We start from the raw sequence: 25,518 nt of genomic DNA on the forward strand, positions 1-25,518 counted from the left end.
TGCGTGATGGATAAATGGATCAGGCGATGCGCTCAAACGAGCGTGCTGCCCGGGCGCCGATGGCGGTCACGGGCCGGTGCGCAATCAATGCGCCAGTGCGCCGGCCACGGCGACCGCGATGGGTCCCATCAATGGCAGCAGCACGTTGGAAATGGCGTAAGTGATGGTGTAGCCAACCACCGGCGTGCTGTTGCCGGCTGCATTGGTCAGCGCCATGATGGCGGGCGTACTGCATTGCTGTCCGGCCACCGCGCCGAGCAGGATCGGGGCTTCGATCTTCAGCCACCAGTGGCCGATCAGCAGCGACAGCGACGCCGGCACGATCGAGATCAGCACGCCCGCAACGGGCAGCGCCAGGCCATAGGTCTTCACCAGCTTGATGGCGTCCGGTCCGGCGGACAGGCCCACCGCCGCGATAAAGGTGGCCAGCCCGAAATCCTTCAGGATCTCCGCCGCCGACGAGGGCAGCGAGCCCATCAGCGGCACGCGCGCACGCAGCCAGCCGAATGCCAGGCCCGCTACCAGGCAACCGCCGCSGGTGCCCAGCGTCAACTCCGCGCCGCCAAGCTGCAGCCTCAGGCTGCCCAGCAACATGCCCAGCAGCACGCCGACGCCGAGAAACACAAAATCGGTCTTGATGGTGGGCACGACGCGGTAGCCCAGTTCCGGCACTACCCGGTCCACGGCCTCGGAGGGGCCGCTCAGGCTCAGCACGTCGCCACGCTCCAGCACGGTATTGGGCAACGGCGGGATCGGGCGCCCGACGCGGCTGATGGCGTCGATGTACACGCCGCGGCCCATGCCGACATCCGCCATGCCGCGCAACGAGGCCAGCGTGACGCCACTGATCTCGCGCCGCGTGAGCAGCACGTCCTGCTCGGTCTGCACCACCGTGTCCATGCCGGCTTCCCCGGCCGCTTCCGGCGCCTCGGGCAGCTCGATGCCCACCGCCCGCGCGAACGGCACCATGGCGTCGCGGCGGCCATACGCCAGCACCACGTCACCGGCCCGCAGCACCTCATCGGGCGTTGGCTTGAAGGTATGAGCGTCGCGCCGGATGCGCCGGATCGTCACGCCCAGCGCCACTGCCTTCTCCGCCGCCAGCACGGTCTGCCCGGCCGCCGCGCGCACTTCCAGCACGCGGCCCACCAGGCGCGGCAGCGCGCTGTACTGGCGCGCGCCCATGTCGGACTCGCCGCCGAGCCTTTGCCAGAGCGCCGCTGCCGACTCGCGCAGGTTGATGCGCAACAGCCACGGTGCCAGCTGGCTGGTGAACAGCACGATGGTGATCAGCCCGAACAGGTAGGTCACGCTGTAGGCGGTGACGATATTGGTCTGCAGCTCGCGTATCCGTTCGGGGGACAGGCCCAGCCTGCCGATGGCCTCGGAGGCCGTGCCGATCACCGCAGATTCCGTCGCCGCGCCGGCCAGCAGGCCCGCCGCGGTGCCCTGGTCCAGGTTCAGCACCACCACCGCCAGCGCCATCAGCGCCAGCACCACGGCCACTTCCACCAGCGACAGCAGGCCAATGCGCCAGCTGCGGGTGACGTTGGCAAAGAACTGCGGGCCGCCGGTGAAGCCCAGGGCGAAGATGAACAAGGCGAAGAAGACGTTGCGCACGTCGGTGTCGATGCGCGCCCCGGTTTGCCCGATCACCAGCGCGGCAATCAGCGTGCCGCAGATGCCGCCGAGCTGGAACGGCCCGATCTTGATCGAACCCACCGCATGTCCCACGGCCAGCGCCAGGAACAAGGCGATCTCGGGTTGCGTTGCAAGCAGGTGGACGATGGTTTCCATGGCGCGGCAGCGGCTCTGCAGAGAAATCACTGGGCCCACGGGGCGCCCGCGCAGCGGGGCCGCGGCAAGAGCTTCTGGCCGCGATCCTTCCCGGCGGGCGCCGCGCAGATTTGGCGTGGGCCATTATCACTGCCACAACTTGGGGCGCGTGCTGAAAGCTTTTGTTTGTGATTTAAGCAGCGGCGTCAACATGCGCTGGGGCGGCCTCGAGCCATGTGGTACGCGGTGCGGAGCCGTGGGAGGCGAGGGCCAGCAATTGGGGGGATTGGTCGACGCAGCCGCATAATCGCGCCGCAACTTTCATCAAATCGCGAGCGATCCGGCCCTACAGTGGCGGCATTCCATCCACGATGCGGCGCGCCACCGCGCCGGGAGATGCCTATGCTGTCCGTACTGACTTTCGGCCTGACGCCGCTGGCCGCCGCCGCCGCCCTGGGCACGGAGCGCGCAGGCCGCAACTTGCTGGTGCAGGGGGGGTGCCTGGCCCTGCTGGCTGCCGACTGGGCGCAGGCGGGCGATGCCGCACTGCCGCAGCGCATGCTGTTCCCTGGCCTGGGAGAAGTGCTGTCCGTGTGGGGCCCGCTGGCTTTCGCCGGCTTGTTTGGCTGGGTGTTGCGCACTGCGCGTGCGCTATGATCGCGCATCGCGAGCCGGCTCGTTTGCGCCCGTCCCGCCGCCACGACCGGCTTCGCACCCGAGATCACCAAAACCAAGGCTATGTCCGCACGCGCTGAGCCGGCGGATTGCCCGCGCAACCCGTCATGAAGCACATCCCGCCGATCCCGCTGCTGCTCGCCTTCGATGCCGTGGCGCGCCTGCGGAGCTTTCACCGGGCTGCCGAAGAACTCAGCGTGGCCCACAGCACGGTGAGCCATCGCATCCGCGAGCTCGAACAACGCTGCGGCGTGGCCCTGTTCGCGCGCACCACGCGCATCGTGACGCCCACGCCCGAGGCTGAACGCCTGCTCGGGCCGGTCCGGCAAGCACTCTCCACGCTGGGCGAAGCCTTCGGCCCGGCGGCCGATCCGCGCACGGTGCGCGTCAGCGTGCTGCCTTCATTCGCCCGCTTTCGCGTGGTGCCCGCGCTGGCGGAATTCCAGCGCAGCCATCCCCGGATCGCCATCGCGCTGGACCCCACCAGCCAGATGATCGTGCCCCGTCATGGCGAGGCCGACATCGCACTGCGCTTTGCCCGGGCCAGGCCGGTTGAGCCGCATCTCGACCTGGGCCATGACGAGTGGTTTCCGGTGGCGGCGCCGTCCTACCTCGCCACGCTCAGGCAGCGTGCGCTGCCCAGGCTGTTCGGCGAAGCCATGCTCCTGTCGCACAGCCGCCATGCCTGGGAGCCGTGGTTCCGCGAGGCCGGGCTGCCCATGCCGCGCAGCCCTCGCGTGACTACCTTTACCGATACCGGTCTGATGCTGGACGCCGCCATGCGCGGGCAAGGCATTGCCTACGGGCGTCGCTCGCTGCTGCTGCACCTGCTCAAGTCCGGGCAACTGGTGCGGCTGTCGCCGGTTAGCTTGTCATCGGCGCATTCGTACTACTTGATGGCATCCGAGCGGTTCGAGACCTCGCCGGACGTCCGGGTGGTGCATGCGTGGATCAAGGAACTGGTGGCGCAGCCGTAAGGCAGCGCGCTCACTTGCCTCTGCCATGACTCCCGCCGCCCAGCGGATCGGCGATGATCATGGTCTGCTGCAACACGCCGTTGTCGTCGAAGTAGCAACTGAAGTGGGCCGGCAGGTTGGCGTCCTTGTACATACGATAGGACCAGGCTTCCCGCTTCATCAGCGGGTAATACTGAATCGGGACCCGAGGCTTGCCGAAGTGCTCTTCAATGTCGCGCTTGGTCCAGACGCCGATCTGCGCCTGGTAGATCTCTTTTTCCGTCAGCATCTGACGGAAGCTGCTGAGTTTGCCACTGGCATCGAAATCTGCCGTGTAGACAAAGAAGCCAAGCGGCTGCCGGGAATAGATCCAGCGCGTGGTGCCGTCAGCCAGGCGGTAGACCTCGGCAGGTGCGCCAAAGGCATCGCGCACGCTGCTCTCCGGGCTTCCGACCAACTTGCTCCCGGTCTGCTCGGGCTGCAAGGTGGCACAGGCGCAAGCCATGATGGCGGCCGCGCAAATCAAACCGGCCAGGCGCTGTTGCATGACAGTTCTCCCGCATTCTCGCGCCGGCGCTCCCAGGGTAATCTGCCTCTGCCGGGCGGCGCGTTCGGGCATGGTGCCCAATCACAGCATAGTCGAGGGACCTGCCAAACCGTGTAGCGACAGGCAGGCGAATCGGCAATTTTCCGCCGGCTCGGGAGCACGCGTTGTCATTGGGACAAAGCCCATGCGCGTACTACCATCAGTGCAGAGCGCGACGCGAACGGCTGAAGAACGAATGGGCCGGGACACCAATGGGGCGGGAGTCACTACCGGAGGTGTCCGGCGGACGCAGGCGCCGCGCCGCAGACAACCAGGAGCCACCGATGTCCATCCCTCATCTATCCTCCGGCCAGATCGCCAGCGTGCTGCCCCTGGGCGCGCGCCTTGAGCAGACGCCCACCACGGCACTCTTCAAGGAGAGCCGCCTGGAAGTCATGCGCCTGGTGCTGGCCGCCGGCAAACGGATGCCGGCCCATGCGGTAGCCGGGCCGGTCACCATGCAATGCCTGGAAGGCGAAGTGGATGTCGGCGTGGACGGTGGCCACCGGCTGCTGCGCCAGGGCGATCTCGTCTATCTGGCTTCCGGCGTGAAGCATGATGTGACGGCGATCAGCAACGCCTCCGTGCTGGTGACCATCGTGCTGCTGGATCGGGCCGGGGCGTAGTCGCCTTGGCGGCCGGAGGACGGGCTGGTACTGAAAAGGCCGGCCCGGATCGGGCCAGCCGGTCAGGCGGCCGCACCATACGCAGTCGCAACAGGGCGACGGCTCCCTATTGGAGCGGGTGCATTTTCTTGGGAAATTCAGTGGTGCCCGGGGTCGGACTCGAACCGACACGCCTTGCGGCGGGGGATTTTGAGTCCCCTGCGTCTACCTGTTTCACCACCCGGGCTGAGTGGATGCTGGCCGATTTGCCGGGAACCGGCGTGCCAGCATGGTGCTGAGCCGGGAATTATGCCGCAAATCCAGCGCGGTCACAACTAGGCCGGGCCAGGGAATCCCTGGCGACCTTGCCTGGTCCGCATGGCGCGGCTCCGGTCATGGTATTCGGGCGTCGGCGGGCGGACCTTGCCGGTGGCCCTGGCCGGCACGCGGGTGACGTTTTACGACCATCGGCGGCAAGGCGATATCCGGGATCTTGTCGATTCCAGGCAGCTGGCGAACTCGGCTAGCATGATTGCAGCCATCGCCCCTGCGGGCCGCCAAGGCCGCCCGCGTCTCTAATCCAAGCCCGGAGCACCATGTCAGACCTGCCGTCCTTCGCCAGTCTTGCGCAGCTGCCGTCGCAGGACCCCGCCTTCTTCGACGTCCAGTACAACAACCGGGCCAGGGTGCCCGACAACGCTATCCATATGGCACGCTGGGCGGCGCTGTCGCGCCAGGTGCGCGAGCGGGGCGGCTGGCTGGAAGACCTGAGCTATGCCGATGGCGAGCCTGGCCCGTACCGCGAGGACGAGCGGCTCGATTACTTCCCCGCCGACCCCGGCGCCGTTGCCGGGCAGGCGCCGCCGCTGCTGGTATTCCTGCACGGCGGCTACTGGCGCGCGCTGGACAAGCGCGACCACAGCCTGGTGGCCAGCGCGTTGCCACGGTGCGGCGTGTCGGTGGCGGTGGTCAATTACTCGTTGTGTCCGGCGGTGACGGTGGAGACCATCCTGCTGCAGGCGGTACGCAGCGTGGCATGGCTGTACCGCGCGGCGGACCGGCTTGGGCATGACGGGTCGCGCATCTTCGTGGCCGGGCATTCCGTCGGCGGCCATATGGCGGCGATGATGCTCACCACCCTGTGGCCGCGCGTGGGCAGCGACCTGCCGGCGAATCTGGTCAAGGGCGTGGTGTCGGTCAGCGGCCTGCACGATCTGGAGCCGCTTCGGCGCGCCGCTTTCCTGCAGGTCGACCTGAAACTGTCGGAGAGCGATGTGGCCCGGCTCTCGCCGGCCTTCCTGCCGCCCGCCACGGACGCACCGCTGGTGACGGCGGTGGGCGGGCTGGAGCCCGAGGAATACCAGCGGCAGACGGATCTGCTGCGCGCTGGCTGGGCCGCCAACGCGGCGGCGCCAGGCGCGGCGCATGTGCCGATGCCGGGGAGGCACCACTTCAACGTGATGGACGATTTCGCCGAAACGGACAGCCCGCTGCTGCGTGCGGTCCTGAGGATGATGGACGTGGCTTAGCGCCCGGCGGCGCGGCAGCTCACCCCTCCAGCACCCGCAGTAGCGACGAGGTGTCGTCCTTCCCCCAGCCCTTGTCCATCAGCGTGCCGAGCTGGCGCGAGGTGGCCTGCATGGCGGGCAGTTCCAGCCCGAGCTGGCGGGCGATCTCCGCGGCCAGCCCGAAATCCTTGTCGTGCAGCCGTGCCTCGATGCCCGGGGCAAAGTCGTGCGCGACCATCTTCGGCCCCATCATGTCCAGCATGCGGCTGCCCGCCATGCCGGTGGCCATGGCCTGCAGCACGCGGCCGCTGTCCACCTGCTGGGCCTGTGCGAACCGCATGGCTTCGGCAATGCCTTCGATATTGACCACCTGCGCGATCTGGTTGCACAGCTTGGCAACCTGGCCGGCGCCGTGGTCGCCGATATGCGTAATGGTCTTGCCCAGCAGCGCGAGCAGTGGCCGCACGCGGTCCAGCATCTCGGCCTTGCCGCCCGCCATGATGGTCAGGCTGGCCGCTTCGGCGCCCACGGTGCCGCCGGAGACCGGGCAGTCCAGCGCCTCGATGCCGCGCTCGGCCAGCCGCGCGGCGATCTCCCGCGTGACGATGGGCGAGATGGTGCTATGGTCGATGCAGATGGTGCCCGGCGCAGCGCCCTCGATCACGCCGTGCTCGCCCAGCAGCACCGAGCGCACATCCTCGGACGAGGTGACATTGGTGAACACCACCGCCGCGCCGCGCGCCGCTTCGGCGGGCGTGGCGCAGGGCACCGCGCCCAGCGCGCGGGCCGCGTCGGCCGCCTCGGGCCGGCGCACGCAGGCGCGCACGCCGTGGCCGGCGGCAAGCAGGTGGCGCACCATCGGCGTGCCCATGGCGCCCAGCCCGATAAAGCCGATCGTCAAGGGTTGGGAGGGGGTTGCTGTCGTATTGCTCATGTCAAGACATCCTTATTTCTCGGCCGCGTAGGCAAACTTGCCGTCGCGGATCACGCCCATCACGCGCGAGCGCTGGTCGAAGCCCTGATGGTCTTTCACGCTCAGGTTCATCACGCCATTGGGAATGGTCAGGTTGGTGGTGGTCTCCAGCGCATCGCGCATGGCGTGGCGGAACTCCCGCGTGCCCGGCTGCGCGCCGCTCTTGCCGGCACGGCGCGCGGCGTCGTCCAGCAGCATCCACGCGCCCCAGGCATCCCCGGCAAACTGCGTGATGCTGTCCACGCCGTACTTCGCCTCATAGCGCGTCGCGAAATCCAGTGCCACTTTTTTCACCGGATGGCCGTCCGGCAGTTGCCGGGCCACTACCACCGGCCCGGTCGGGAACAGCGTGCCGTCCACATCCTTGCCGCCTACCCGCAGGAAGTCCCAGGTGGCGATGCCGTGGGTCTGGTACACCTTCCCTTTATACCCCCGCTCGGCCAGCGTCTTCTGCGGCAGTACCGAAGGCGTGCCCGCGCCGGCCACCAGGATCGCATCCGGGTTGGCCGCCATCAGCTTCAGCACCTGCCCGGTTACCGAAGTATCGTTGCGCGAGAAGCGCTCGTTGGCCACCACCTTGATCTTGCGCAGCTCCGCCAGCCTGGAGAACTCCCGCCACCAGCTCTCGCCGTAAGCATCGTTGAAGCCGATGAAGCCCACCGTCTTCACACCATGGTTGCTCATGTACTCGGTGAGCACCGTGGCCATGTGCGAATCGTTCTGCGGCATCTTGAACGCCCAGCGCCGCTTCGGGTCCGTCTGCGGCTCGATGATGGCGGCCGACGCGGCCAGCGCCACCATCGGCGTCTCGCCCTCAGCCACCGCATCGAGCGCGGCGATGGCCGTCGGCGTGATGTTGGGGCCGACCACCACGTCCACCTTCTCCTCGGAAATCAGCTTGCGCACATTGCGCACCGCGGCGGCGGGGTCGGAGCCATCGTCCAGGATCACGTATTGCGCGCGCTGGCCGCCCAGGGTGGGCGGCCACATCAGCACAGCGTTCTTGGAGGGGATGCCGATGGAGGCGGCGGGCCCGGTGGTGGAGACGTCGATGCCCACGCGGATGTCGGCGCGCGCGGGCAGGGCGGCCAGGAGCAGGGCGGAAGCCAGCAGGGTGGCGCGGATGCGCGGGTGGGGCATGGATGATCTCCTCGTGTTCTATTTTTTGGGTAATGCGGCGAAGGCTATCTTAACGATTTATCGGCCCCATGCGGGAGGGGCGCCCCGGCCGCCCGCGCCGGGTTTCCGGTCAATGCGGGCGGAACGCCAATCCCCGCCAATGAGGGGAAAGCCCTTCGAATGGGGGGTGCTAGGAACCTTCCTAAATCCGGACAATGCGCAGTTGCTTCTTTTGAGGCAAATAGCACTAAACATTCCCATTGCCGTGCCGTTATTGCTGGGAAGGTGGGGGTACAGGAACCCGGGCGAGGTGCCGCGCTGACCCGCCATTCCAATCGCACAGACCCACCTTGCGCACGGCGGGAAGCATCGCACAGAACCTATACAGATAGAAAGCCGGTGCAAGCGGGCCGCCGGGCAATCGCGCCGGGAGCATTCCCCGGCCGTCGGGTGTCCGAGGCCAGGCATGGGGAGGGGCTGCACGCGCAGCGCCGCGGGTCCGCGCTACCGGAAGGGCTGATCGCCCCGGTGCGTGCTGGCGGGGAAGGACAGCAAAGAAGGCAACGATAAATGAATGCAGAAGATAGGGGCAGGCATTCCAAGGCATGGCAGTTGAATTCTGGGGACTGGATGGCAGCGGAAGAGGGGGGTGGCTTCGTGCTCGACCGGACCACGCAGAGACATGCCGTGCCGGAAGCCGTATCGAAGGACGACTTGCGCGTGCTGATGCAATGCGGGCGTTCAAGCGCGGCGGCACCAGGTCTCTATCCGCCTGAATTCAAGTTCGATCCACAGACCGGACATGCCCTGCTGCGGCCCGCGGCGGCGCCGGCCGCAAGCTGGATCCCGCCGCACGGCGCCGCCGACATCCTGCAACGCAGCGCGCGCCCGTCCCGTGGACTGAGGCAGGCAGCGCGGCCGTTGCGGCTGAGCGAGCCGTTCCTCCGGCGCGCCGATACGGACCCGGATGACAGCCTGAGCATGCCGCCGGAAGGCAGCTACGAGTTTTTCTCGCTGCCGGCTGGCACCCGGGCGCCGGTACTGCTTGCGCTGGATCCTGCCAAGGGGCTGCTCTATGCGCGGCTGCCTGCCAGCGGCCGCTGGGAACCCGTCGACTACGAGGGCCGCGGCATGCTGGAGGTGTCCGGCATCCCGCGCGAGGACTGGCGAGCCGAAGTGGCGCTGGATGGCAGCGCCAGCCGCATCTTCTTCGGTACCGATTCCGGGCTGGCCTGCGTGCGCGTGGATGTGCCGGGACTGCGTTTCGGGGTCGACTACATCGGCGCGGGCAAGGCGCTTGGCGCCCCCATCCATTTCGCAGAACGGATCTGGGTGCCGCTCGACGCCGGCGCCGGCTCGGTGCGCTTTGCCAGCGCCGACGCGCAGGGCGCGCCGGGGCCCGTGGTGGCGCTTTCCCTGGCCGGCCTGGATACCGGGGCGCTCCATGCGCCGCTGGTCAGCGGCCGCATCGCCATCTGGCCCGCCGAGCGTGGCCAGTTGCTGCTGCGCATGCTTTCCAATGGCGATTGCGAAGCCAGCTTCAGGCCTTGGCCGGACAATCTCCGGCCGGATTTCCGCTTCGGCTGCGCCAGCCTTTCGCCGGTGGGGCATCTGTCGCAGCTGTGCTTTGACGATGCCGCAGGCACATATTGCTACCTGGAGCTCGGCATCGATCAGCCCGCCCGGCATCCGGTGCAAGCGCCGCGCCTGTGCTCGGGCAGCGTGAACTACCGTTTCGCAGCCCGCTTCAAGACCGATCCCTGGGTCGAGCCGGAGCATGGCGACGATGGCGCCACCGACGAGGTGGTGATGCCGCTGCTCGAATCGCAAGACGGCGTGGTGGTCGGGATCAAGCTCGCGACGGCGAAAAGCCTGGACGAGGTGCTGCAATCGGTCGATCGCACGCCCGCGAAGCTGGTGATGGACGACGGATCGACGGAAATCGCCTTCCACTCGTTCTCCGTAAGCGAGCCGTGGCGTCTGCGCCTGTTCGTCCATGATGGCCTGCTATGGGCCTACCACCCCTTGATCACTCGCATCGACGGCTGGAAGCTACAAGCATGAAGCGATTTGTCGTTGGGGTCGCCGCGGCGATCTTGTGCTGTGCCGTGCCGGCGCGCGCCGCGGGCGTGCAACAGGCCTTCCTGGTGCAGAACTCCGGCTGGATGGAGCCTTTCTATGCCGATCCCGCTTCCCGGCTGAAGCCGCTGGTGGCTGCCGTCGCGGGCGCCGCGGCCAGTGCCGAGGACAAGGTGTATCTGCTGGCGTTCAGCCAGAGCACCGCCGGCAATGCCTCGCCGGCCCTGCTTTCCCAGGGCACAGGCGCTGCCGATGTGGCGCGGCGCCTGGCGCCGCTGGCGGTGGCCCGCAAGGGCGCGGGCGAGGCGCTGGCCGACACCGATTTCCAGGAGGCGGTCACCAAGACCATCACCGGTCCGTTCAAGGCGGCGCCGGGCATCATCTGGATCTTCACCAATAACAAGAACAGCCCTAACAACGACGCGCAGACTGCGGAGCGCAACCGCGATTTCTACCGCCTGCTCCACCTCGAGCCGTCGATCACCCGGACCCTGGCATTCCCGCTCAAGATGCCGGTCCAGGGCAAGCAGTACGCGGCCAAGGGCCTGATGGTGTATGCGCTGGCCTACGGCCAGCCGGCGGCCGACGCGCTCGGCCGCATCATGGCCGAAGGGCGGCTGTCCAAGGTGCTGACGCGCGCGCCGGCGCGGCTCAAGCCGATCGACCAGGATGCCGTGCGGATCGTGCCGGAACTGGTCAGGAACACGCCCAATGTGCGCGCCAGCCTCGGTACCGACCAGCGCACCATCGTGCTCGACGTGGACGCGGCCAGTCTCGTGCCCACGGTGGCCTTGCAGGCCTCGCTGCAGAACCTGTTCTATCCCTACGTGATCCGCTCGGCTGGCGTGAATGCCACGCTGGGCGCCGGTGGCCAGAGCGTGCCGGTGCAGGTGGAGCCGGCGGCGGTCAAGGACCTGCAGCCCGGTGCCAGCCAGCCGGTGCAGGCGCAGTTCGCGCTGCCGATGGCGCAGGTGCCCTCGCCGTGGTCGGCGCAGGCCATGTCGGCCATGGGCAAGCAGGTGCTGCTGCCGATGACCGTCGAGATCGGGCTCGCGGGCCAGCAGCTGGCGCTGTCGGACGGCTTTGCCGGCGAAATGCGCGAGCTGTTCCCGGGCGATCCCATTTCCGAAGTCTTCACGCCACCGGAGAGCGTGCGCGCCTCGGTGGCGCGCGTGCCGCTGCTGGTGCGCATCCAGTATCCGCTGCTGCCCTTGCTGGTGGCGATCGGCGGGCTGCTCGCGCTGGTGCTGGGCGCGGGTGCGCTCGGGCTGGTGTCGGGCCGCAGCAAGCGCTACGAACTGCTGGTGGACGGGGTGCCGCGCCACGTGGTGCTCAAGCCGTTCGCCCGCCTCGTCCTCAAGGACGACGCGGGCCAGCCCATCGGCGAGGTTCGCCGCGGGCTGGGCAAGCCGCAGGTGCGCAACGCGGCCGAGGGCCATTCGCTGCGCTTCAGCGGGCGCTGACGGCCCCGGCCTGATATCGCCCCCGATACCGCATTTGTTACCGCACTGAATCCGAATTTGAGTTCGCTTTGAACTCGCATTGATATTGAACAGGGAGAACGAGGGGATGGCACAGACTCAGCAGAACAATTCCGGTTTCGCATTGCCCGCGCCGGTCGAAGGTGGCAACGCCCAGGCTCCGGCCGCAGGGGCTCCAGCCATGGTGAACACGAGCACGGAAGTCTCGCAGCCGGCTTCGCTCAACGAGCTGGGCGCCACCGCCGACACGGGCTCGCGCGACCTGCTGATCGGCGGCGGCATCCTGCTGTTGCTGTTCATCGGCTTCTTCTTCGCCCGCAACGCCTATGCCAATACGCTGGTGGGCAAGCGCGTGCCGCCCAACAAGGCCAATGCGTCAGCCTGGTGGCTGTTCGTCTTCCTCTCCAGCCTGGCGACGGGCGTGGTGCTGTCTGCCGTCAATGCCGCCAAGTTCCTGACGCCGCTGATCATGGGCCCGGTGGCGCTGGTGGGCCTGGTGGCGCTGGTGCTGATGCTGGTCTCGGGCCGCAAGTAAGGCCGCATCAAGGCCGCATCAAGACCGCAAGCAAGAGTAAGCCAAGAGCGCAGGAAGGGGAGAGAACATGTCCGACACCATCAATCAGAGTATTCGCGCCGAGCGCAAGCAGGAGCAGAGCATCGAGCTGCGCCCGACACTGTTCATCGGCGTCGGCGGCACCGGCATGGAGGTGCTGATGCGGGTGCGGCGGCGCATCCTCAACACGCTCTGGGGCGGCTCGGGCATGCGCACGCGCGTCGAAAGCCTGGCGGATTTCCCGGTGGCGCAGTTTATCCAGTTCGACCTGGACTCCGGCGCCGTCATCGACAGCGGCCGCGCCCAGGCCGAGGACCTGCAGTACGAGCTGGTCAAGTTCAGCGACGAGGACAAGATCGTCGAGTCCTTCGACATGGACAAGTACAGCCGGGACGACGATTCCCTGGCGCGCTTTCCCCACATCCAGTCCTGGTCGCCGCTCACGCCCAAGAAGATCCGCGAGCTGGGCATTGACCCGTCCAAGGGCGCTGGCCAGATCCGCGCCGTTTCGCGCCTGTATTTCTTCGACAAGTACGCCAAGCTGCGCGACAAGATCCGCCTGAAGCTCAAGGGGCTTAAGGCCGGGCTGTCCCACGAGCGCCAGCTGAACCAGCTTGGCCTCAAGATGGAGACCAGCAAGTTCCGCATCGTCGTGGTCGGCTCGGTGGCGGGCGGCACGGGATCGGGCGCGTTCCTCGACATGGGCCTGCTGGCCCGCTGGCTCGCCGGCACCGAGGTCGGCAGCGCCGACGTGGAACTGATGCTGTTCCTGCCCACCGGATACTCGGGCGCCAACAAGGACCGCACCGAAGCCAACGGCTACGCGGCGCTGATGGAGCTGGAGTCGGCCATGCTGGGCAACCGCGGCTACGTGGGCCGCTGGGATGCCTATGACCAGCCGGAGCTCAAGCGCGAGCCCTACAACGAGGTGTACCTGATCGATTCCGGGAACCTGGCGCAGCAGCACACCAAGGATGTGGGCGATATCTATCACATGGTGGCCGACGCCTTGTTCGAGGACTTCGCCTCGGGCGACTTTGCGCGCCGCAAGCGTTCCGTGGCAGTCAACCAGGCGCACCACAAGAATTTCCTGCATGACGCGCTGGTACCCAAGAACCGCTTCGCGGACATGCGGCTGTCTTATTCGAAGCGCTATTCCGCGATGGGCCAGGCGGTGCTGGACACGCGCCAGGAATCCCGCCGCGACGAACGCGCGCATCGCTGGGCCGGCGAAATGCTCAAGGCCTTCTTCGGCGTCGGCGGCAACGACCTTGGCGCCAACCGCGCCACCGACAAGCAGCGCGACGAGTTCATGGCCAACCACATGGCCCTGCGCGCCGCGCCGTTCAGCGACTTCCCCGAGTTCTCCGACAAGAGCGTGGAACTGAAGCGTTCGAGCGGCGAGTTCCTCGACTATTTCCTGGTCGAGGAACTGTTGCAGGACAAGCACGGCCTGCTGGTCGCGGGCGTGGACCAGCGTGTCAATACGCGGATCGACGAGATCCGCAGCGGCTTCGATCGGGCCGAATGGCCTACCCAGGTACGCGAAGCGATCAAGCAGCTCGAGCGCGATGCGGTGCGCGACCAGGACTCCGCGGCGGATACGACGGAGGACCGCGTCTCCAAGCGCCGCCGCGAAGTGCTCGACCGCATCAAGCGCGTCATGCGCGACCAGCTCTACGGCTACCTGGACAACAAGGATTTCGGCGGCCTGGAGTACGTGCTGTCGCTGGTCGAGCAGATCAACGACCGCCTGGAAGCGCCGGGCAGCGGACTGACCGCCGCGCTCAACAACAATGCCGAGCGCTACCGCGAGATCAAGGAAGCCGTGCGCAGCCGCGAACTGGAGCGCCTGCTGGCCAACCTGGAGCAGACCAAGGGCGGCTTCTTCGGCGGCGGCGAGAAGCAGGCCGTGCAGGTGATGGACCACCTGCGCATCGAAATTGCCAATGCGCTCAAGTTCCACCTGCGCGCCAAGGCGGCCGAGGAAGCCGCGCTGCTGCTTACCGAACTGTCGGCCTGGCTGGGGCGCCGCGTGGGAGTGGACGCCGCGGGCAAGCCGGTGTGGAACGGGCTGGTGGGCGAGCTGCAGGCCGGGCGCGAATCGGTCCTGGACATGCTGGCCCAGTTGCAGCGCGCCAACGCCATCCTGCAGCACGAGCTGAAGAAGGACCACGCGACCCTGATCGCCATCGACGCGGGCGAACGTGAGGTGCCGATGCCCGGCGCTATCCAGCTGCGCGAGTGGGCCGATGAAGCCTTCAAGGACCTGGGCGGCTCCAAGGCCCTGTTCCCGATGCTGGCCGATACCGACCAGCGCAGCCAGATACTGACCAAGGTCAAGCGCATGGCCGAGCGCCAGCTGGTGCTGGTCAGCGCCGTGGACGGCGATGCGCCCGCCACCGATCCGCTGCTCGAAGCGCTGGAGCAGATGAGCTCGGCCGAGCGCATGAACCATTTCCGCAAGCTGCTGGCCTGTGCCATGCCGTGGATCGACGCCAACATGGCGGGCGATTTCACGGTCAAGGCCGACCAGTACAAATGCTTTATCGGTGTGGCCGGCGCGGACGAATTCAAGCGCAGGTTCAGCGTCGAGCTGGAGGCCTGCATTCCGACGCAAGCCGGCATTACCACGGCCCAGCTCTCCATCGTCGAGACCGGCGTGCCGGGGCGCGCGGTCTGCTATTGCGAACTCTCGGGCGTGCCCATGACGGTGCTGCGCGGGCTGGAAGGCTGGCGCACCAGCTACCGCAAGGAGGCGGAAAAGAGCCCCACGCACACGCATATCGACGCCACCCAGTTCAGCCATCCGATCGCGCCGAACACGGATGAGCTCAACCGCCTGGCGGAAGACTTCAAGCAGTTCCTCTACGCCGTGATGCTGGGCGTGCTGACCCGCTCGAGCCAGCGCGTGGTGCCGCCCGGCCAGTACCAGTTCGCGGTAGCGCGCGGCGACGTGCGGCGCATCGGCAACGAGCGCGCGGTGCGCCAGAACGGCTTGCCGCCGGCTTACCGCGAAGCCATCGTCGAGCGCGTGCAGGATCGCATCGCCGAGATGGGCCCCTGGCAGACCGCGGCACTGGCCGCCCTGTGCGAGTACTACGAGAGCGCGGTCTACACGTCCAAGCTGGTGGCCGACGGCAACGGTGCCGAGCAGGAGCGCAAGGGCTTTGCCAGCGCCATCGCGGCCGAGGCCGCCGCCGAACTCAACGAGCGCGCGCGCCGCCAGGGCCTGTCCGACAGCGAGGTCAAGCAAGCGGTGAACCGGCTGCTGGGCAACCTCAAGCCCTGGGCCACGGTGATCGCGGAATCGGACGCCGATGCCTACGAATGGGAAGTGCGGGAGGCCGACGACGACGGTCCGCTGCGCCTGAAGTTCATGCTCAATGCGGAGATGCTGGAACCCGGCCGCCTGGAGGCGCTGCTGCAAGGGCAGCCCGCGGCCGCCGCCACGGCCATCCCGCAGGCAACGATCCCGCAAGCGGCCATGCCAGGCCTGATGGCCGCGCCGGGCATGCCGCCCGCGCCTGGCACGCCTCCGCCGCTGGGCGGCATGCCGCCGCCCCTGGTGGAACACCAGTACCACCTCGGCGTGAACGGCCAGCAGTACGGTCCGTTCCAGGCCAGCCAGATCGGGCAGATGCTGCAGGCCGGGCAGATCGCCCTGGCGGGCACCAAGGTCTGGCGTGCCGGCCTGGCCGGCTGGCTGGAGCTGAACCAGGTGCCTGAACTGGCCGTGGTGCTGCAGGGTGCTTCGCCGTTCGCGGCCGCGCCGCTGATGCCGCCGCCGCTGTCCTGATGTCGTTGGGGTGAGTCTTGGAAAACTGTCTAGCTTGTGAAGCGCGTCTGTACGACGCGGTAAGTCACTGCCCCTACTGCGGCAAGGCGGTGGGCGACGCCGTCGCGGATACGCCTCAGGCGCCGCCGGCCAGCCAGCCCGTGGCTGGCGTGTCCATGCCGGCGCCTGAGGCGTCGGCACCGGTTGCGGCACAATCGACGCCGGCCGCGCAGGAAGCGGTGAGCGCCGCGCCCGCGCCCCAGCCTGTGGCGGCCAAGCCGCCGCCCCAGCCCAAGCCCAAGCCTAAGGCCCAGGAGAAAGACGAAGGCAAGGCCAAGGTCAAGGCCGAAACCAAGCCCGAAACCAGGGCCGAAGCCGAATCCAGACCCAAGCCCCCCCGCAAGGGCCGCGGCCTGATGGTGGCCGCAGGCGTGGTGGCTGCCGCCGTGGTTGGTTTGTACATGGTCGGCAAGTCGGGGGAGAAGAACCAGGCCTGCGAGCAGGCGCTGGTCGCCGGCGCCAGGCACCTCGCAGCGGGCGATCCGGCCTCGGCGCGCGCCCAGGCCGGGCTTGCCGCGGCCTCTTGCAGCGGGCAGGCACGTGTCAAGGCGGTGGATCTGCAGGCCGCCGCGGACAAGGCAGAGGCTGCGCTGGCGGCGTGCCAGCGCAGCTTCCGCACCATCGCCAGCCGCATCAGCGAGCGCCGGCTGCTCAGCGCCCGCAATGGGCTGGACCAGCTTGGCGCGCCCTGCGCCGATACCGCAACCGCCAAGGATTTGCGCCAGCAGGTCGAGCAGGCCCTGGCCGCCGCCGCGGCGGCCGGCGCGGAAGCGCGCCAGCACATTACGGAAGGCAATATCGGCGCTGCCCGCGCCGCGCTCGACCAGGTGCAGGCGCGCAATCGCGAAGACCTGGATCTGGCGGCGCTGCGCGCGCAGGTGCAGGAAGCCGCGCGATCGCAGGATGCCGCACGCGCACAGGAGGCCAACCGCGCGTCCGCGGACCCGGCCACCGCCGTAGTCCAGGCGACCGGGGTCAGGCCGCCGGCGCTTCCATCGGCACCGGCACCGGCCGCGCGCAATCCCCAGGCCGACCTGGCCCAGTCGTTCCTGCGCGATGCCGATCAGGCGCTTTCGCAGATGAAGTTCGACGCGGCCAAGACCTATGTTGAAAGCGCCCGGCGGATCGACCCCAACAACCCGCAAGCCATCAGCCTGGGGCGCCGCATCCGCGAGCGCGAACTGCAATACCTCAGGGATGAGACGACCATCAAGTGACCGGGAGCCGCGCCGCGCAGGGCGGCTTCTGCATGGCCGCCGCGCACGCGCGGCCAAGGTTGCCGCGTAGCTGCCGACTGGTCTCACCACATCTTTCCCGTTTGTTTCGATTGACCTCGTTCCACACCTACTGCTAACCCACCTTGGATACCCCGATGAAACGCATCAAGCCGGCCCAGCACGCCGTTGTCTATCTTTCGGTCCTGGCTTTGCTGGGCGGCTGCGCGGCTTCCCAGCCGGGCGGCCCCGGCCGGCCGCAGAGCAGTGCGGCTACAGAAGATCCCTGCGGCGTGGGCACCGGCGCGCTGGTCGGCGCGGCCGCGGGCGCGATGCTGGGTGCCATTCTCGGCGGCACGAAGGGCGCCCTCGCAGGCGCCGCGCTGGGTGGCGCAACGGGCGCCGTCGCGTGCCTGGCGATCAATGTCCAGTCGCGCCAGACCAAGACCGCTGCGCAGGCCGATGTCGACTACCGCAAGACCCGCGGCACGGCGCCGCGCGAGCCGATGGTGGTGTCCTATTCGCCGCAACTGAGCAGCCAGGTGGTGAAGCGCGGCCAGCCGGTCAAGGTCAGTTCCTCGGTGGAGCTGGTCAATGGCACCAACAAGCCGGTGCAGGAAGTCCGCGAGGAGCTGCAGGTTTACGCCCCCGACGGCAACCCTATCCGGGCCAGCACCAAGCCATTCACCGCGAACTCGGCCGGCCGCTTCGAAAATTCCTTCGAGCTCAAGCTGCCGGATAGCGCTCCGCAGGGCACCTACGCGATGAAGACCAACCTCTACGTGAACGGCAAGCTCAATACCACGCGCGACCTGAACACCCAGCTGGTCTGGGACGGCAACACCGGCGTGCTGGTGGCCTCGCGCTGAGTCGCCGGCAGCCGTCAGCAGTCGAGTCGCCCGCGCGGCGCATCGAACGGAATCATCACGTGCCCGCGATAGGCGGGCCGTAGTCTGCGCTGTCCGTACCACGCCTCGACGCCAGGGAGGCGTGGCCTTGCAGGAAGCTCGCGATTCGGCGAGAACGCCGAGCTACGTCGTGCCCATGCAGTCGGCACGATAATCCCCTCCCGTAATCCGGTACCCCCTTCGCAGTCCGTGATCGTACTGCGGACACCGGCCGGCTAGCCGCCGCTGTCACCCCGGCGATACGTTCCCGGCGCACTACCTGTCCATCCCTTGAATGCGCGCTGGAATGCCGCGCTGTCGGTAAATCCCGGTTCCTGCGCCAGCGCGGCCAGCGGCACCTTGCTGGTGTTCAGCCGGACGATGGCGATGTCGCGGCGCAGTTCATCCTTCAGCGCCTGGAATGAGGTGCCTTCCGTGGCCAGGCGACGCTGCAGCGTAGAGACCGACATGTGCAGCGCGTCGGCGGTGGCGGCAAGGTCCGGCCAGCCGGGTTGCGTATGCTGCAGATGGCCGCGCACGCGCGCGCTGGTCATTTCTTCGCGGCGGCGCGGCATGATGACATTGGCCTGCGCTTCCGCCAGGATTTGCGGGGGGCCAGGCGGACAGCGGAGTTGCGTGCGGCGCGGGTTGGCACTTACCTTGGCGCCGCCGCCTCCCGCCGCCAGCGGCGCAGTTCCACCCATTGCCATGACAACAATGCCGGCACGCCGAACAGCACCTCGCGTGCGCGCTTGACCAGCGCCAGCGACAGCGACACTTGCGGGTCCACCCCGAGCAGATGGCCCAGCAGCATCACGACGGCCTCCTGCACGCCCAGCCCGGCCGGCACGAAGAAGGCGACATGGCGCGCTGCCTGGGTCAGCGATTCGATGGCGATGGCCTGCCAGAACGGCACCGGATGGCCCAGCAGCATCAGCGCGAACCAGATTTCCAGCGTGCCCGCGAGAAAACCGGCGAGCTGCCAGGCGAGCGCGGCCGCAAGTTCGCCGTGGCGCGCATTGAGCGCGCGGATGGCGGCGTCGAGGCGAGCGCCGTCGATCAGCGCCACCAGCCTGTGGTCCCCGCCGAACAGGCGCTTGGCGGCACCCTCCAGGCGCTCGAAGATGGCGCTGTGACGCAGCGAGAGCGCGAACAGTACCGGCACGGGGAGAGATAGCGCCAGTCCGAGCAGGATCACCCACGCCTGGCCGCCATCGTGCATCGCGAGTATCAGCAGCATCACGCCCAGCGCGGAGAAGAGGTATTGCGCGAACAGCGTCACCATGACTTCCACCACGATGCTGGCGGTGATTGCGGTGGTGTCGTGGATGCGCAGGCGGGTCAGGTGGATGCCGGCCAGTTCACCGCCCACGCTGGCGGTGGGCAGAAGCCTGTTGACGGCTTCGCGCACGGTGGCCACCCACCAGAGGAAGCCCAGGCCGGCGCGCTCTCCGGGATCGGCCGAGGTCAGCAGCACGCGCCAGCCCTGTGCGTCCAGCAGCAGGGGCAGCGCGTGGAAGGGCACGAGCAGCAGCAACAGCCAGCCGCCATCGGCGACGATGCGGGCCACGTCGCTCGCGCCCTCGTGGCTGATCAGCAGGGTCAGGCCAAGCAGGCCGAGCAGGCCGGACAGGTAGATCAGCCGCTTCATCGCGTGTTTGCGGCCAGGGTTGCCGCTGGTGTTGCCGCCAGCATTGCCGTGCCCTTCATGCCGGGGCCAGCACGTCGGCGAAGCCGCCTCGGCGCGGCGCGGTCCGGTCCAGCGCGGCGCGCACGCGTGGCGACAGCAGCGCGGCCAGTTCGTCGGCATGGCGATAGCCGCGCATGGTGGCCGTGACTTCGGCGCCCGATACCACGGCGGGATGGAAGTAGATCTCACCCACGCCCGCGGGCAGGCGCGCGAGCGCGGCCAGCAGCGTGGCTTCGTCCATGGCGCCGCTATTGGCGATGCCCACCACGTAATCGTTGTGCGCCACGCCCGCGGCGGCAAGGCGGCGCCGCAATAGCGCGAGCCAGGGCCGCAGCAGCAGCGGCGCGCGGTGCTCGCGCGGCAGGCGCACGGCGCGCAGGCCGAACTCGCGGCCGATCGCCAGCGTCAGCGACAGCACGGTGGGATGCAGATGGAAATGCTTGTGGGCGTTGACGTGGTCCAGTGCCAGCCCGGTGGCTGCAAAGGCTTCGAACTGCGCGCGGATCTCGGCGGCAAGCTGCCGCCGCGCCCCGGGCAGGAAGAAGAAGCGGCAGCCGTCACGTGCCATGGCGGAGCCGAAGCGGCCTTGCGCGTCGACCAGCGCCGGGATCCGTGCGGGCGGCAGCATCGCGGGCCCGTCGGCCAGCACCAGGTGCAGCCCCACCCGCAGGCCGGGCAGGCGGCGCGCGCGCGCCACCGCGTCGGCGGCGGCAGGCGCGGCCACCATCAGGCTGGCCGCGTTGAGCACGCCATCGCGGCAGGCCATCTCAACCGCCTCGTTGACGGCGGGATGCAGCCCGAAATCGTCCGCGGTGAGGATCAGCGCGCGTGGCGATGCCACCGCGGTCTGCCCTGTCATCTTGTCTTGCGCCGGGCTCACGCTTCGTGCGAACGCAGGAAACGGAAGAACTCCACGCCTTCGCGCAGGCGCCGCTTCATCATCTCCCAGCTGCCCAGCATCTCGCGCACGATCTCCCAGATCTTGCCGGGGCGGAAGTAGAAGCGCTTGTAGAAGGTCTCCACGCCGTGATAGATCTCCTCCCTGGAGAGGTGCGGGTAGCTGATCGCGGCGAGCTGCACGCCCTTGTCGTTGACCAGGTTGATGACCTTGTTCTCTTCCAGCCAGCCGTTTTCCACCGCCTGGCGGTACAGCGTGGTGCCCGGATAGGGCGCCGCCAGCGATACCTGGATGGTGTGCGGGTTGATGTCCTTGGCGTACTCGATGGTTTTCTCGATGGTCTCGCGGGTCTCGCCCGGCAGGCCCAGGATAAAGGTRCCGTGGATGGTGATGCCGAGCTTGCGGCAGTCCTCGGTGAAGCGTCGCGCGATGTCGGTGCGCAGGCCCTTCTTGATGTTCAGCAGGATCTGGTCGTCGCCGGATTCGTAACCCACCAGCAGCAGGCGCAGCCCGTTTTCCTTCATGATCTTGAGCGTGCTGTACGGCACGTTGGCCTTGGCGTTGCACGACCACGTCACGTCGAGCTTGYCCAGGCCGCGCGCGATTTCTTCCACACGCGGCTTGAAGTCGGTGAAGGTGTCGTCGTCGAACATGATCTCCTTCACCTCAGGCATGTTCTCCTTGATCCACTTCACCTCGGCGATCACGCTCTCCGGCGAGCGGGTGCGGTAGCGGTGCCCGCCCACGGTCTGCGGCCACAGGCAGAAGGTGCACTTCGAGCGGCAGCCCCGGCCGGTGTAGATCGACACGTAGGGGTGCTTCAGGTAGCCGATGAAGTAGTTGTCGATCTTCAGGTCACGCTTGTACACGGGCGCCACAAAGGGCAGTGCGTCCATGTTTTCTATCATCGGGCGCGGGCCGTTGTGCTCCAGCGAGCCGTCCGGCAGGCGGTAGCTCAGGCCCGGCACGTCCTTGAGCGGCTTGCCCGCCGCCACATCCTGGCAGGTGTAGTCGAATTCCTCGCGGCACACGAAATCGATGGCGGTGCTGGCGCCCAGCGTGCCACCCGGGTCTACCGCCGGCTTGGCGCCCACCATGCCGATCAGCACGCCAGGCTTGCGCTTCTTCAGTTCCTCGGCGAACTTCGCGTCGGTCGGGAAGGACGGCGTGCTGGTGTGGATGATGACCAGGTCGAAGCCGGCGGCGATATCTAGCGTGGCCTGTGCGTCCAGGCCGTCGGCCGGCGCATCCAGCACGCGGCTGTCGGGCACCAGCGCGGCGGGCTGGGCCAGCCAGGTGGGATACCAGAACGATTTGATCTCGCGCTTGGCCTGGTAGCGCGAACCGGCGCCGCCGTCGAAACCATCGAAGGAAGGGGCCTGCAGGAAGAGCGTTCTCATAGCGGTCTCTGTGGAAACATGCCGTTTGCAGACGGGGCGGGAGAGCGGTCGCGCTCGTCATTGTCCGCGCCATCGGCCTGCAGGGAAAGGGGCAGCGCCATCATGCCGGCGGCAAAGCCAGTGACCGCTTGCGTGCCGGTGCCTTGTTGCGGAACAGGGCCGGAGTGCGGGCTCGCGAACTCCGGGCGGGGCGCGGCGGCAGCGGCGGGGTAATCGCGTACCGACATGACCTGGTCACGCCAGCGCACCTTCTCGCCGAACAGCGCGGCCGCCCATTCGACGAGCAGCAGCGCGTCGCGCAGCGGCGCGCGCAAGGCCGCGGCGGCGCTGCCCGCCAGCACGCTGCGCGCCAAGATACCGGCCAGCGCCACGGCCAGCACCAGAGGCTGCGGCGATAGCCAGGCGGCCAGCGCCAGCACGGGCCAGGTAAAGGTGATGAAGGTAAAGGCAAAGCCGGGAGGGTTGATGGAACGGATGGTGCGCAGCCAGCGCAGTTCGTGCGCCCACAGCGCGGGCAGATGCGTTTCCGTCACGTCCGTGCTCACCACGACGTCCGATAGCACGGTACGCAAGCCGCTGCGGCGGGTCAGCTCGCCAAGCCAGAAATCGTCGGCGAGCCGGTTGGCCAGGGGCGCGAATCCACCGATGGCGTCGAGTACCTCTCGCCGCAGGGCAATCGTCGCGCCGAAGGAGAAGCGGCGCGAGCCGCCGCCGTGGGCGATGCGCACGGAGGGCGCGAACCAGTCGTCGATAAACTGCGCGCCGACCCGTGACCATAGTCCGCCTGCGGCCCTGCCGCGGTACAGGCAGGTCACCACGCCAACCGCGGCGTCGGCCAGCGGCGCGGTGACGCGGGCCAGGTAATCCGGGGGCGCCGCAATGTCACTGTCGGCAATCAACAGCCAGGGATGGCGCGCTTGTGGCAGCAGGTTGATCAGGTTGCTGACCTTGAGGTTGCTGCCGTGCACCCGGGAGTCGGTCACCAGGGCAATGTCGCATGCCGGAAATTCCGCGCGCAGCCGCGCCACCACCGCGATGGCGGGATCGTCCGCCGCATGGACGCCGAACACCAGCTGGAACGCCGGATGCCGTTGCCGGCACAGGCCTGCAAGGTTCTCATAAAGCTGGGGGGCGGCACCGCACAGCGGCTTGAGCACGCTGACCGGGTGCAGGCCGGCGTCTTCCGGGGCGGCGCAAGGGATGGCGGCCTGCGCCGGCGCGCGCCGGCTGGCCAGTACCGCGGCGATGGCATAGCCTGCCGCCACGCACGCCAGCGCGACGTCCGGCAGTGTGCCCCAGTTCATCTTGGGCAGCCGCTGGCACGAACGGCGTTGCTCCCCCTGGCATCACCGCCAGGCACTTCCATCCGAAGGGCCGCGGGAAGATCAATGCGAGGATCAACAGGCAGTTCGAGCCGGATGCAACCGCGCTGGAAAAAAGTCACCTGCATCGAAGGCTCCCGGTCCAATCACCGCATTCATTGTGCGTGGATTTTCTGCCGGTTAATCATAGGGCAATCGATATAAGAAATTCCATGAATTCCTTAAAAATAATATTTGTTTTGAAATGAGTTTGTAAGGTTATGCCGATTAATTTTCGCTTATGCTATTGGTAATCATTTTCAAATGAAATGTGCTGACAGAAAGTGATTATCGTTTCATGACAATGCGTGGCATGGCTGCCGCCCCCGGGTGCCTGCTAACCCTGTTTGGCGCAAATGACGTCATTGATCATATTGCTCGCCATCGCGGCCGGCCTCGCACAGCGCTTTGTTGTCTGGGAAGAAGCAGAACGGGCACGCGGCTGGATTCCACGAGCATGTACGCCGGATCGGCCGCTCCGCGCCGGACCCGTTCGGTAATCCATTCCCGATCCTGTACATGGCGCTGCCGTCCTGAAGCGCGCCAGGACGGCAGCCGTCCGACAGGCAGCGGGTTACGGAGCGCTGCCGACCGGCTCGGGCAGATCCTTTTCAGTGCCCGGCGCGGGCACTGAAAGCCGGCAAGCGCGGCATGCCGCGCCGCGGGTCATTACCCAGCCAGCCCCTTGTTCGGATTAATCAGATACTTCTCGCCGGTCGCGCGCTTGTTGTAGACCGCGATCACGTCCAGGTCCAGTACCTCGGCCAGCGAGATCTCCTTCGAGTAGTGGCTGGCAAAGGTCGTCTTCAGTTCCGCCACCACGCGCTGCTTGAGCGCGCCCGCCGCATGCGGTCCGATCTTCTGCAGGAAGGGAAACAGCAGCCAGCCTCCCATTCCCCAGGCCATGCCGAAGTTGCGGGTGAACTCGGTCGGCGAGGTGTCCAGGCCGCCGTAGAGGTAGACCTGCTTGTGCGTCGTCGAGCCATAGCGGCTGTACTCGCCGGCTTTCCTGCTCAAGGCCGCCTCCATGCAGCTCAGGATCTGTCCCGCAAGCTTGCCGCCGCCGGTGGCGTCGAAGGCGAGCGTCGCGCCCGTGGCCGCGATCGCTTCGGTGAGGTCTTGCAGGAAGGTGGGCGAGGCCGCGTTGCAGACGTGAACCGCACCCTGCGCCTTGAGCAGATCCGCCTGCTCTTGCTTGCGCACGATGTTCACCAGGCCGACGCCATCCTTGAGGCAGATCTGGTTAAGCATCTGCCCCAGATTGGAGGCGGCAGCGGTGTGCACCAGCGCGGTATGTCCCTCGCGCCGCATGGTTTCGACCATGCCGAGCGCCGTGAGCGGGTTGACGAACGACGAGGCGCCTTCGGCCGGTGTCGCCCCTTCCGGCAGGACCAGGCACTGGTCCGCCGGGATACAGCGGTACTGCGAGTACATCGCGCCGCCAATGGCCGCCACCGTCTTGCCCAGCAGCGCCTGCGCCGCGGCCGATGAGCCCGCCTCGACGACCACCCCCGCGCCTTCATTGCCGACCGGCATGGACACATCCACCCGGCCCGCCATGCTCCTCATCGCCGCCTCAGGGACGCGGGCGGTGACGACGGGCTGGCCGGCCGTGCCGCTGGCCTTTGCCGTGCTCATGTCGGCGGCGCCGAACAGCAGGCCGAGGTCGGACGGGTTCAGGGGCGAGGCTTCGACACGGATCAGCACTTCGTCCGGGCCGGGCTGGGGGATGTCGACGCTGGCAAGCGACAACTCCAGTTCGCCGCCGCGCTTGATCAGCGAGCGGAGTTGAAGGGCGGTGCGGGTGCTCTCGATGGGCATTCGGTATCTCCTTGGATCGGTCGTCTGAAGCTGGCCGGGGCTGCGTTGGCCGCAGGGAGCAATGTAGCAAGTTCTGGCAAAACCGGCTGGCGGCGCCT

The 25,518-nt window shown here is 67.7% G+C and carries 19 protein-coding genes, 1 tRNA gene and 1 pseudogene; 10 read left to right on the plus strand and 11 right to left on the minus strand.

Annotated features, from left to right (window positions below; translation table 11 throughout):
- Positions 1 to 84 precede the first annotated feature (84 nt).
- Positions 85 to 1,797 carry an aspartate-alanine antiporter gene (gene aspT / locus AC1DN0_RS03030; RefSeq protein ID WP_477145526.1) on the minus strand — a complete coding sequence of 571 codons (1,713 nt, stop codon included), beginning with the start codon at positions 1,795 to 1,797 and terminating at the stop codon, positions 85 to 87.
- Positions 1,798 to 2,178: 381 nt separating this feature from the next.
- Here aspT and AC1DN0_RS03035 point away from each other — a divergent pair, with 381 nt between their 5' ends.
- Positions 2,179 to 2,433, plus strand: coding sequence for a hypothetical protein (locus AC1DN0_RS03035; RefSeq protein WP_441635346.1), 255 nt, complete (start codon positions 2,179 to 2,181; stop codon positions 2,431 to 2,433).
- 125 nt (positions 2,434 to 2,558) lie between these two features.
- Positions 2,559 to 3,428, plus strand: a complete 870-nt coding sequence (locus AC1DN0_RS03040; protein ID WP_441635344.1) for a LysR substrate-binding domain-containing protein — start codon at positions 2,559 to 2,561, stop codon at positions 3,426 to 3,428.
- A gap of 10 nt (positions 3,429 to 3,438) precedes the next feature.
- Here AC1DN0_RS03040 and AC1DN0_RS03045 read toward each other — a convergent pair whose 3' ends face one another.
- Complete coding sequence (locus AC1DN0_RS03045; protein ID WP_441635342.1) at positions 3,439 to 3,954, minus strand: hypothetical protein; 516 nt, start codon at positions 3,952 to 3,954, stop codon at positions 3,439 to 3,441.
- Between the two features lie 323 nt (positions 3,955 to 4,277).
- Here AC1DN0_RS03045 and AC1DN0_RS03050 point away from each other — a divergent pair, with 323 nt between their 5' ends.
- Positions 4,278 to 4,619: a cupin domain-containing protein gene (locus tag AC1DN0_RS03050; RefSeq protein ID WP_035867302.1), complete on the plus strand. Its 342-nt coding sequence runs from the start codon at positions 4,278 to 4,280 to the stop codon at positions 4,617 to 4,619.
- Between the two features lie 141 nt (positions 4,620 to 4,760).
- Here the strand turns inward: AC1DN0_RS03050 and AC1DN0_RS03055 are convergent.
- Positions 4,761 to 4,845, minus strand: a tRNA-Leu gene (locus AC1DN0_RS03055).
- A 349-nt stretch (positions 4,846 to 5,194) separates the two neighbouring features.
- Here AC1DN0_RS03055 and AC1DN0_RS03060 point away from each other — a divergent pair.
- The gene (locus tag AC1DN0_RS03060) at positions 5,195 to 6,127 is read left to right on the plus strand and encodes an alpha/beta hydrolase (protein ID WP_441635340.1); all 933 of its coding nucleotides are present in this window, start codon (positions 5,195 to 5,197) and stop codon (positions 6,125 to 6,127) included.
- Positions 6,128 to 6,146: 19 nt separating this feature from the next.
- Here the strand turns inward: AC1DN0_RS03060 and AC1DN0_RS03065 are convergent, their stop codons facing one another.
- Positions 6,147 to 7,040, minus strand: a complete 894-nt coding sequence (locus AC1DN0_RS03065; RefSeq protein ID WP_477102533.1) for an NAD(P)-dependent oxidoreductase — start codon at positions 7,038 to 7,040, stop codon at positions 6,147 to 6,149.
- A gap of 12 nt (positions 7,041 to 7,052) precedes the next feature.
- Positions 7,053 to 8,219: an ABC transporter substrate-binding protein gene (locus AC1DN0_RS03070; RefSeq protein WP_441625511.1), complete on the minus strand. Its 1,167-nt coding sequence runs from the start codon at positions 8,217 to 8,219 to the stop codon at positions 7,053 to 7,055.
- A gap of 549 nt (positions 8,220 to 8,768) precedes the next feature.
- On the opposite strand from AC1DN0_RS03070, the gene AC1DN0_RS03075 reads away from it, so the two are divergent.
- The 6 genes from AC1DN0_RS03075 to AC1DN0_RS03100 all read left to right on the plus strand — a co-directional run bounded on the left by AC1DN0_RS03075 (position 8,769) and on the right by AC1DN0_RS03100 (position 18,232).
- On the plus strand, positions 8,769 to 10,262 hold the full coding sequence (locus AC1DN0_RS03075) for a hypothetical protein (RefSeq protein WP_477102534.1): 1,494 nt from the start codon (positions 8,769 to 8,771) through the stop codon (positions 10,260 to 10,262).
- Complete coding sequence (locus tag AC1DN0_RS03080) at positions 10,259 to 11,740, plus strand: hypothetical protein (protein ID WP_441625507.1); 1,482 nt, start codon at positions 10,259 to 10,261, stop codon at positions 11,738 to 11,740. Before AC1DN0_RS03075 ends, AC1DN0_RS03080 begins: the two co-directional genes overlap by 4 nt.
- Positions 11,741 to 11,846: 106 nt before the next feature.
- Complete coding sequence (locus tag AC1DN0_RS03085; protein ID WP_441625505.1) at positions 11,847 to 12,293, plus strand: hypothetical protein; 447 nt, start codon at positions 11,847 to 11,849, stop codon at positions 12,291 to 12,293.
- Positions 12,294 to 12,360: 67 nt separating this feature from the next.
- Positions 12,361 to 16,110, plus strand: coding sequence for a tubulin-like doman-containing protein (locus tag AC1DN0_RS03090; protein WP_441625503.1), 3,750 nt, complete (start codon positions 12,361 to 12,363; stop codon positions 16,108 to 16,110).
- A 17-nt stretch (positions 16,111 to 16,127) separates the two neighbouring features.
- Positions 16,128 to 17,366, plus strand: coding sequence for a hypothetical protein (locus AC1DN0_RS03095; RefSeq protein WP_441625501.1), 1,239 nt, complete (start codon positions 16,128 to 16,130; stop codon positions 17,364 to 17,366).
- Positions 17,367 to 17,521: 155 nt separating this feature from the next.
- The gene (locus AC1DN0_RS03100) at positions 17,522 to 18,232 is read left to right on the plus strand and encodes a hypothetical protein (protein ID WP_441625499.1); all 711 of its coding nucleotides are present in this window, start codon (positions 17,522 to 17,524) and stop codon (positions 18,230 to 18,232) included.
- Positions 18,233 to 18,486: 254 nt separating this feature from the next.
- On the opposite strand, the pseudogene AC1DN0_RS03105 reads toward AC1DN0_RS03100, so the two are convergent.
- The 6 genes and pseudogenes from AC1DN0_RS03105 to AC1DN0_RS03130 all read right to left on the minus strand — a co-directional run.
- Positions 18,487 to 18,852: pseudogene (locus AC1DN0_RS03105) on the minus strand (helix-turn-helix domain-containing protein); the annotation flags it as partial.
- Between the two features lie 53 nt (positions 18,853 to 18,905).
- Positions 18,906 to 19,901, minus strand: coding sequence for a lysylphosphatidylglycerol synthase domain-containing protein (locus AC1DN0_RS03110; protein ID WP_441625497.1), 996 nt, complete (start codon positions 19,899 to 19,901; stop codon positions 18,906 to 18,908).
- Between the two features lie 55 nt (positions 19,902 to 19,956).
- Positions 19,957 to 20,799 carry a hopanoid biosynthesis-associated protein HpnK gene (gene hpnK, locus AC1DN0_RS03115; protein ID WP_441625495.1) on the minus strand — a complete coding sequence of 281 codons (843 nt, stop codon included), beginning with the start codon at positions 20,797 to 20,799 and terminating at the stop codon, positions 19,957 to 19,959.
- Positions 20,800 to 20,816: 17 nt separating this feature from the next.
- A complete protein-coding gene (gene hpnJ / locus AC1DN0_RS03120) occupies positions 20,817 to 22,238 on the minus strand; it encodes a hopanoid biosynthesis associated radical SAM protein HpnJ (RefSeq protein ID WP_477145527.1) in 1,422 nt (473 codons plus the stop codon).
- Positions 22,235 to 23,542 carry a bacteriohopanetetrol glucosamine biosynthesis glycosyltransferase HpnI gene (hpnI, locus tag AC1DN0_RS03125; protein ID WP_441625491.1) on the minus strand — a complete coding sequence of 436 codons (1,308 nt, stop codon included), beginning with the start codon at positions 23,540 to 23,542 and terminating at the stop codon, positions 22,235 to 22,237. The genes hpnJ and hpnI overlap by 4 nt, the downstream gene beginning before the upstream one ends.
- Before the next feature lie 726 nt (positions 23,543 to 24,268).
- On the minus strand, positions 24,269 to 25,420 hold the full coding sequence (locus AC1DN0_RS03130) for a zinc-binding dehydrogenase (RefSeq protein ID WP_477103004.1): 1,152 nt from the start codon (positions 25,418 to 25,420) through the stop codon (positions 24,269 to 24,271).
- Between the last annotated feature and the right edge of the window lie 98 nt (positions 25,421 to 25,518).

The sequence above is a fragment of the Cupriavidus sp. 05N39 genome (assembly GCF_056397325.1).